At 60.9% G+C, this 8208-nt stretch carries 8 protein-coding genes; 7 read left to right on the plus strand and 1 reads right to left on the minus strand.

Annotated elements, in window-relative coordinates:
- The coding region (locus tag ADADOO_RS13425) for a transporter substrate-binding domain-containing protein (protein ID WP_511278009.1) at positions 1–595 on the minus strand (595 nt) is incomplete at its 3' end.
- 240 nt (positions 596–835) lie between these two features.
- Here ADADOO_RS13425 and ADADOO_RS13430 point away from each other — a divergent pair.
- The 7 genes from ADADOO_RS13430 to ADADOO_RS13460 all read left to right on the plus strand — a co-directional run bounded on the left by ADADOO_RS13430 (position 836) and on the right by ADADOO_RS13460 (position 8016).
- Positions 836–1219: a sirohydrochlorin chelatase gene (locus ADADOO_RS13430; protein WP_511278010.1), complete on the plus strand. Its 384-nt coding sequence runs from the start codon at positions 836–838 to the stop codon at positions 1217–1219.
- 5 nt (positions 1220–1224) lie between these two features.
- Positions 1225–1800, plus strand: a complete 576-nt coding sequence (locus tag ADADOO_RS13435) for an ANTAR domain-containing response regulator (protein ID WP_511278011.1) — start codon at positions 1225–1227, stop codon at positions 1798–1800.
- A gap of 297 nt (positions 1801–2097) precedes the next feature.
- Positions 2098–3375, plus strand: a complete 1278-nt coding sequence (locus ADADOO_RS13440) for a CmpA/NrtA family ABC transporter substrate-binding protein (protein WP_511278012.1) — start codon at positions 2098–2100, stop codon at positions 3373–3375.
- A 131-nt stretch (positions 3376–3506) separates the two neighbouring features.
- Positions 3507–4442: a nitrate ABC transporter permease gene (ntrB, locus tag ADADOO_RS13445; protein ID WP_511278013.1), complete on the plus strand. Its 936-nt coding sequence runs from the start codon at positions 3507–3509 to the stop codon at positions 4440–4442.
- Between the two features lie 14 nt (positions 4443–4456).
- Positions 4457–5257: an ABC transporter ATP-binding protein gene (locus ADADOO_RS13450; protein ID WP_511278014.1), complete on the plus strand. Its 801-nt coding sequence runs from the start codon at positions 4457–4459 to the stop codon at positions 5255–5257.
- A 150-nt stretch (positions 5258–5407) separates the two neighbouring features.
- Positions 5408–7348: a type IV pili methyl-accepting chemotaxis transducer N-terminal domain-containing protein gene (locus ADADOO_RS13455; RefSeq protein ID WP_511278015.1), complete on the plus strand. Its 1941-nt coding sequence runs from the start codon at positions 5408–5410 to the stop codon at positions 7346–7348.
- A gap of 2 nt (positions 7349–7350) precedes the next feature.
- Positions 7351–8016, plus strand: a complete 666-nt coding sequence (locus tag ADADOO_RS13460; protein WP_511275498.1) for a response regulator — start codon at positions 7351–7353, stop codon at positions 8014–8016.
- The last annotated feature ends 192 nt before the right edge of the window (positions 8017–8208 follow it).

The raw sequence follows: 8208 nt of genomic DNA on the forward strand, positions 1-8208 counted from the left end.
TCTCGGCCTTGGCCTTGTAGAGATAGAAATTGCCCGGTGGCTCGTCGAGGCAGAATACCTTGACCTCCTGGCGTTGGGCCGCGTCGATCAGTTCGCTGTAATTGCGGTAAAGAAGCAGGTTGGTAATGCCGTTCTCGGCCAGTTTGTCGATACAGGCATCGCCGGCCTTGACCCCGACCTGAAAGCTGCGCAGCGTCGATACGCCGCTGATGCCGGCGATCGAGGCGTGATGGTAGATGACGACGGGGAGATCGGCGTAGGGGGCCGAGAATTCATATAAAGCCTCGCGCTGGGGCGTGCGAAAAATCATGTCGATGACGTCCGCCCGGCCAGCCAGGAGGATTTGCTGGGCATCGGCCCAGGTTGTTGCGGTCAACCGGATTTTGATGCCATTTTTCTTTTCCCAGAGCTGCCAGTAGTCGACCAGGTAGCCTTCAGGTTCACCGGCCGAGTTGCGGAAAAGATAGGGCGGGTAGTTATCGTCGGTGACGACATCGAGCTGGCGGGGCGCGTTGTCGTTTTCGCCGATTGCCGGGACGGCGCAGAACATGCTCAAAAGACCGCACAGGAAAATGCTCAGGCGCCAAAAGTGCAAGGTTCTATTGAATGGTTTTGGCATTTTTATTTCCGTCCTCGCTCCATGCGTGGAGCATCTCTTCAACGCCCTTCATCGTAGCCCAAGCCCTCGCCAACTGCACGATAAGGATTTCGCGCAGGGCAGGCGATGGCAGGCTTTTTATTTTTCGCGATGTTCGCGGGAACCCTGCCGTTAAGATACGGCCCTACCCGCATCCGCCCATCGTGGCGGCCAGACCGATCGAACGGAAGATTTGCCATGACCACTGCCCTCATCCTTTTCGCCCACGGTGCCCGCGACCCGGCCTGGGCCAATCCCATGCGGCGCGTGCAGGCGGCCATTGGCCAGCGTATGACGAGCCTGCCGGTCGAGCTGGCTTTCCTGGAATTCATGGCGCCGACCTTGCCGGAGTGCGCCGCCGGGCTGATTGCGCAAGGGGCCGACAGGATCGTCGTGATGCCGATGTTCGTCGCTCGCGGCGGGCATTTGAAGAAGGAGACGCCAGAGCTCATCGAAAACCTGCGGTCGACCTACCCGAATGTCGAATTTTCACTGGGCGACGCCATCGGCGAGCATGAGTTGGTGGTTCAGGCCATGGCCACGGCCACACTGGAAGTGGCTGGCCTGACGCTTGCTAGATAGGCACCATGCTTACCGTACTTGTGATTGACGAATCCCGCTCGCGAGCTGGCGAAATCTGCGCCGGGCTGGCGCTGGCCGGCTATCAGGTGGCGGCCATCCTGGCCGACGCCGAAAACCTCACGGCCGAAGTCGAAAAATTGCAGCCCGACGTGATCCTGATCGACACCGACAGCCCGAGCCGCGACACCCTCGAAAACCTGGCAGCCATGAATAAAAACATGCCGCGCCCGGTCGTCATCTTCACCCAGGCCGATGGCCAGGAAACTATCCGCGATGCTGTCAAGGCGGGGGTTTCGGCCTATGTCGTCGATGGTCTCGACCCGAAACGGATCAAGCCCATCGTCGAAGTGGCGCGTGCCCGTTTCGAGGACACGCAGGCCCTGCGCCGCGAACTCGACGAGATTTCGCAAAAGCTGACCGACCGCAAGCTGGTCGATAAAGCCAAGGGCGTACTCATGAAAGCGCGCGGCCTCGATGAGGATGCGGCTTATCACGCCATGCGCAAACTGGCCATGGAGCGTGGTCAGTCGATGGCCAAGGTGGCGCGCGACGTCATCGATATGGCGCGGGTGCTGCTCTAAAGCTGTGCGATAAAATCGCATGCTGCACTGCAATAGTGCGTTGCTTCAGGCCCCGGTGGCTGGAAAATACAAAACCCAAGTGATTGAAAATTAAGTAGTTATTTGTGACTAGTACCAAATAACTAGGCCTGGCACGGCCATTGCAATAGTCCTACCAAAACGCACGGTCAATGGCGGCCGGGCGAGAGTCGAGCGCAAGCCGATTCAAGGACAAGGGCGTCCATCCGAGCTGCCAACCGGCGGCCAGGATGCGACGCCCATTTTGTTTTTTAGATTCTCGCAATCAAGGAGCAAGCAATGGAAGACAAGAAACTGGCCGCACCGGAAGTCGTCGCCGACAAACCGGGCTTTTCCCGTCGTGATTTCGTTTCAACTGCTTTGGGAGCCTCTCTGATGGCCATGGTCCCTCCCGGCGTTCGCAGCGGCGCCTGGGCCGCTGGTTCGGATGCCCCTGAAAAGAAAGAAGTCCGTATCGGCTTCATCCCGCTCACCGATTGCGCCTCCGTCGTCATGGCTTCGGTCATGAAGTTCGATGAGAAATACGGCATCAAGATCATCCCGACCAAGGAAGCCTCGTGGGCTTCGGTGCGCGACAAGCTGGTCAATGGCGAGCTCGACGCTGCCCACGTGCTGTATGGCCTGATCTACGGCGTGCAACTCGGCGTTGGCGGCCCGAAGAAGGACATGAACGTCCTGATGAGCCTGAATAACAACGGTCAGGCCATCACCCTCTCCAACCAGCTTAAGGACAAGGGAGCCACCGATGGCGCCAGCCTGGCCAAGCTGGTCGCCAAGAAGGAAAAGGAATACACCTTCGCCCAGACCTTCCCGACCGGCACCCACGCCATGTGGCTCTACTACTGGCTGGCCGCCCAGGGCATCAACCCGTTCAAGGACGTCAAGACGATCACCGTGCCGCCCCCGCAGATGGTCGCCAACATGCGCGTCGGCAACATGGACGGTTTCTGCGTCGGTGAGCCGTGGAACAACCGCGCCATCATGGATAACATCGGTTTTACGGCGACCACCACCCAGGACATCTGGACCGATCATCCGGAAAAGGTGCTCGGTACGACGGCCGACTGGGTCAAGCGGAACCCGAACACCGCCCGTGCCGTGGTCGCCGCCATTCTCGACGCCGGCAAGTGGATCGATGCGTCGATCGCCAATAAGCAGAAGACGGCCGAAACGATCGCCCAAAAGGCTTACGTCAATACCGATACCGAAGTCATCGTCGCCCGCATGCTCGGCCGCTACCAGAACGGCCTGGGCAAGAGCTGGGACGACAAGAACCACATGAAGTTCTTCAACGACGGTGCGGTCAATTTTCCGTACCTCAGCGATGGCATGTGGTTCCTGACCCAACACAAGCGCTGGGGTTTGCTCAAGAGTCATCCGGATTATCTGGCTGTCGCCAAGCAGGTCAATCGCATCGACATCTATAAGCAGGGCGCTGCCGCTGCCGGCGTCGCCCTGCCCAAGAGCGAGATGCGCAGCCACAAGCTGATCGATGGCGTGGTCTGGGACGGCAAGGATCCGGCCAAGTATGCCGACGGCTTCAAGGTAAAAGCCTGATCCTCGCCGGGGCCACCGCGATACTTTGTCGACCGCGCTTGCCGTACTGACGTACTGCCTGCGCGCGTTCTTCGCGTCTCGCGGCGCCCCCGGCAAGGATCGGTTTCTGGATGCAGCTTGAGGAGAGAACCATGAGCGCACTGACGATGAATGTTGAATTTGGGGCAAAAATTCCGGTTGACCGTGGAATTGAACAAGTCGCCGTCGTAGAAGCGACTACGGCTCCCGCCAAGGAAAAGAAAATGGAAAAAACCGCAACCGTGCCGGCCGATCCGGGCACGCCCTTCACCGAGACACTGGCCGGCATCGGCCGCGCTATTCTGCCGCCGCTGCTCGGCATGGTGATCCTGATCGGCATCTGGTACATCGCCACGATGAAAGGCGGCAGCATTCCCGGCCCGTTGCAAACCTGGAATGCGGCCACCCTGCTGTTCGCCGACCCGTTCTACAGCAACGGCCCGAACGATCAGGGCATCGGCTGGAACATCCTGTCTTCGCTGCAACGCGTCGGCATCGGTTTCGGTTTTGCGGCGCTGGTCGGCATTCCGCTCGGCTTCATCCTCGGTCGCTCGGCATTTTTGTCGGCGATGATCAATCCGATCATCAGCCTGCTCCGCCCGGTCTCGCCGCTGGCCTGGCTGCCGATCGGCCTGCTCGTCTTCAAGCGGGCCGACCCGGCGGCGACCTACACCATTTTCATCTGCTCGATCTGGCCGATGATCATGAACACCGCCCAGGGCGTCCAGCGCGTGCCACAGGATTACCTCAACGTCGCCCGCGTGCTCGCCTTGTCGGAATGGAAGGTCGTCACCAAGATCCTGCTGCCCGCCGTGCTGCCCTACATCCTGACCGGCATCCGCCTGTCCATCGGCACCGCGTGGCTGGTCATCGTCGCCGCGGAAATGCTCACCGGCGGCGTCGGCATCGGCTTCTGGGTGTGGGACGAATGGAACAACCTGAAGGTGGAGCACATCATCATCGCCATCTTTGTTATCGGTATCGTCGGCCTGGTTCTCGAGCAAAGCCTGATCCTGCTCGCCCGGAAACTGACCAAGGAATCGTCATGAGCGGAGCACACACCATGGAAAAGTTCGTCCAGATTCAATCCGTCGGTCAGACCTTCGACACCAAGAAGGGCAAGTTCGTCGCCCTGCGCGACATCAACCTGACCCTCAAGCAAGGCGAATTCGTCGCCCTGATCGGCCACTCCGGCTGCGGCAAATCGACCTTGCTCAACCTCATCGCCGGCCTGACCAGGCCGACCGATGGCGTCCTGCTGCTCGAAGACCGCGAAATCGCCGGCCCCGGCCCGGAACGCGCCGTGGTTTTTCAGAACCACAGCCTGCTGCCCTGGCTGACCTGCTTCGAGAACGTCTATCTGGCGGTCGAACGGGTCTTCGGCACCAAGGAAGGCAAGGCCAAACTGAAGGAGCGGACGGCCGCGGCGATCAGCCTGGTCGGCCTCGACCACGCCAGCAGCAAGTACCCGCATGAAATCTCCGGCGGCATGAAGCAGCGCGTCGGCATCGCCCGCGCCCTGTCGATGGAACCCAAGGTACTGCTCATGGACGAGCCCTTCGGCGCCCTCGACGCGCTGACTCGCGCCAAGCTGCAGGACGAACTGATGCGCATCTGCGAGGCGACCAAGGCCACCACGGTCATGGTTACCCACGATGTCGACGAAGCCGTGCTGCTCTCGGACAAGATCGTCATGATGACCAACGGCCCGGCGGCGACCGTCGGCGAAATCCTGGCGGTGAATTTGCCGCGCCCGCGTCATCGCCTGACCCTCGCCCACGATCCGGCCTACATCGCCTACCGCGCAGCCGTGCTCGAATTCCTTTACGAAAAACAGGCGCACGTCGAAAAGCAGGCCGCCTGATCCGAATCAGTCGATTCATCGTCGCCAGGCTCTCGGCGAAGCGACCTTTGCCCGCCGGCTCAAACCGGCGGGCATTTTCTTGATCCATGCCCTTTGCTTTCCTGCGGGCCGGCGCTAAGGTTAGGCCCTTCGCTTTGAGGACCATGATTGATGCTAGCCAAACCGGGCAAGCTGTCGCGCAAGATCATCGGCATGCTGATGGCCTTTTTTCTGGTGGCCGCCTCGGCCATCGGGTTGACCCTGCTCATTTCCTGGCAACTGGAAGGGGTTGCCGCGGCGATTAACGATGCCGGTAGCCAGCGCATGCGAACCTACCGCATGGGCCATCTGATGGCACGCGATCTCGAGGCCGAGGCGCCGGCGGCCGGCGCCTCGCTCGCCTTGGGCGAAGAAATGCAGCGTTTCGACAAGGTCCTGCGCGACCTGCAACAGGGCGACCCGGAGCGTCCCTTGTCACCGCCGCGCAATGCCGAGGTGCAGGAACGCCTGCAAACCGTTGAGCAGGTCTGGCGTGACACGGTGCGCCCACTGGTCGCCGGCTACCTGGCCGGCGGGCCGGCCGGGCGCGCCGCTGCGCTCGACCGCTTTGACCGTGAACTCGAACCTTTCGTCAGCAAAATCAATGAGCTGGCGCTGGCCATGGAGCGGACCTACGCCTTCGATACCAATCTGCTGCGCACGGTGCAGGCGGCCCTGGTCGCCCTGGCGATCATTGGCACGGTCATCCTGATCCACTATTTCTCGCGTCTCGTCATCGGGCCGGTCGGCGCTCTTCATGCCGGGATGCAGCGCATGACCAGCGACGATCTGACGGTGCGCGTTCCGGTCGCCAGCGATGACGAACTGGGCGGCCTGGCCTTCGGCTTCAACCAGATGGCCGAGCACCTGCAAAGTGTTTACAACACGCTGGAGCAGCGGGTCGCGGCCGAAACCCAGCGCCTCGCCCAGCGCAATCACGAATTAAGCATCCTCTATTCGGCGACCACCTTTCTCAGCGAGCCGGCCCCGGTAACGGTGCTCAGCGAGGGCTTTCTCGACCGGATCATGAATGCTCTGGGGGCGGATGCCGGCGCCGTGCGCATGTACGAACAGCCGTCGGACCGGTTGTTTTTGATTACCCATCAAGGCCTGTCCGTCGATTTCCTCGACCACGAGGCCGAAATGAATTGCGGCGACTGCTTGTGCGGCGAAGTCTTCCAGACCGGTGTTTCGGCCGCCTTTGCTACGGTCAACCCGCCGCCGGGCATGAAATTGCGGACCTGCATCCGCGAGGGATTCGCCACGGCGACCGCCTTCAGCATTCTTTACGACAAGCAGAAACTCGGCGTTTACAACCTCTATTTCAAGCGGCCGCAGGCGCTGTCCGAGCCGCAAATCCATCTGCTCGAAACGCTCGGGCATCACCTCGGTGTGGCCATCGAAAATCAGCGCCTCAAATCGCGCGAGAAGGAACTGGCGGTCTCCGAGGAGCGCAACCTGCTTGCCCAGGAATTGCACGACTCAATCGCCCAGGGCCTGGCCTTTCTCAACATCCAGGTCCAGTTGCTGCAGGACTCCCTGCGCAAGGGCAAGGTCGAAGAGGCCATGCAGACCGCCGGCCAACTGCGTGAGGGCGTGCAGGAAAGCTACGACGATGTGCGCGAATTGCTCGTCCATTTCCGGACCCGCGTCCATCAGTCCGACCTCGACACGGCCATCCAGTCCACGCTGGAAAAATTCGAGGGGCAGACCGGCATCGCCACGGCCTTCGAGCGCATCGGCAGCGGCGCCGCGCAGGTGCCGACCGACGAAATCCAGATCATGCACATCGTCCAGGAATCCCTGTCCAACATCCGCAAGCACGCCAAGGCCAGCCAGGTGCGGGTCGTCGTCAAGCGTGAAATAGGCCGGATTGGCGTCGAAATAGAGGATGATGGCGTCGGCTTCGATCCGGAAAGCGATCCGAATTGCTTGTCTGACCGGCATGTCGGCCTGAAAATAATGCGCGAGCGCGCGCACCGCATTGGCGGTGAATGTCGCGTCGCATCGAAACCGGGCGAGGGTTCCCGGGTTACCTTGACCCTGCCCCGCGAAAACAAAGAGGTTGCCTGAATATGAGCGAAAAAATCCGTGTCCTGCTGGTCGACGACCACACGCTGTTTCGCAGCGGTATCAAATCCCTGCTCCAGCGCAATGATGATTTCGAGGTCGTCGGCGAGGCCGGTGACGGGCTTGAAGGCATCAAGCGCGCGCGTTCGCTGAAACCCGACGTGACCCTGCTCGACCTCCACATGTCCGGCGTGTCCGGGCTTGAAGCGGTCAAGGTCATCGCCGAGGAAATGCCGGAAGTCAGCGTCTTGATGCTGACCGTGTCGGAGGACGCGCAGGATCTGGTCGATGCCTTGCGGGCCGGGGCCAGCGGCTATCTGCTCAAGAATATCGAAACTGATGCCCTGATCGATGCCATCCGGCGCGCCGCCCAGGGCGAGTCAGTCGTTTCGCAACAAATGACGGCCAAACTGATCCAGGGCGTGCGCAATCCGCCGAAGGCCGAAGCCGCGGGCGGCGAGCGCGATCGTTTTTCGCCGCGCGAACGCGACATCCTGCTCTCTCTGGCGCATGGCGAAAGCAACAAGGAAATCGCCCGCAAGCTCGATCTGGCCGAAAGCACGGTGAAGATTCACGTCCAGAATATCTTCAAGAAACTGAACATGAGCAGCCGCGTCCAGGTCGCGCTTTACGCTGTCGAACACGGCTACGCCCAACCCCGCCACAACTGACCTTCCGGCATCGGGGCAGGGCGTTTGCGACGGTCAACCGAAAATTTTGGCGAAAATTGAAATGAAAAACCCCCAACCTTGACGGAGGGGGTTCGGTGCGCACCGCCAGTCTGGCAAAGATGCGCCTGCTATGACGGAATCGGGTGAGTCCGCTGCAGATGTTCGTAGGTTTGCGACAAATCCTTGACGTGC

This window comes from Azonexus sp. (assembly GCF_036170495.1).
GTDB lineage: Bacteria > Pseudomonadota > Gammaproteobacteria > Burkholderiales > Rhodocyclaceae > Azonexus.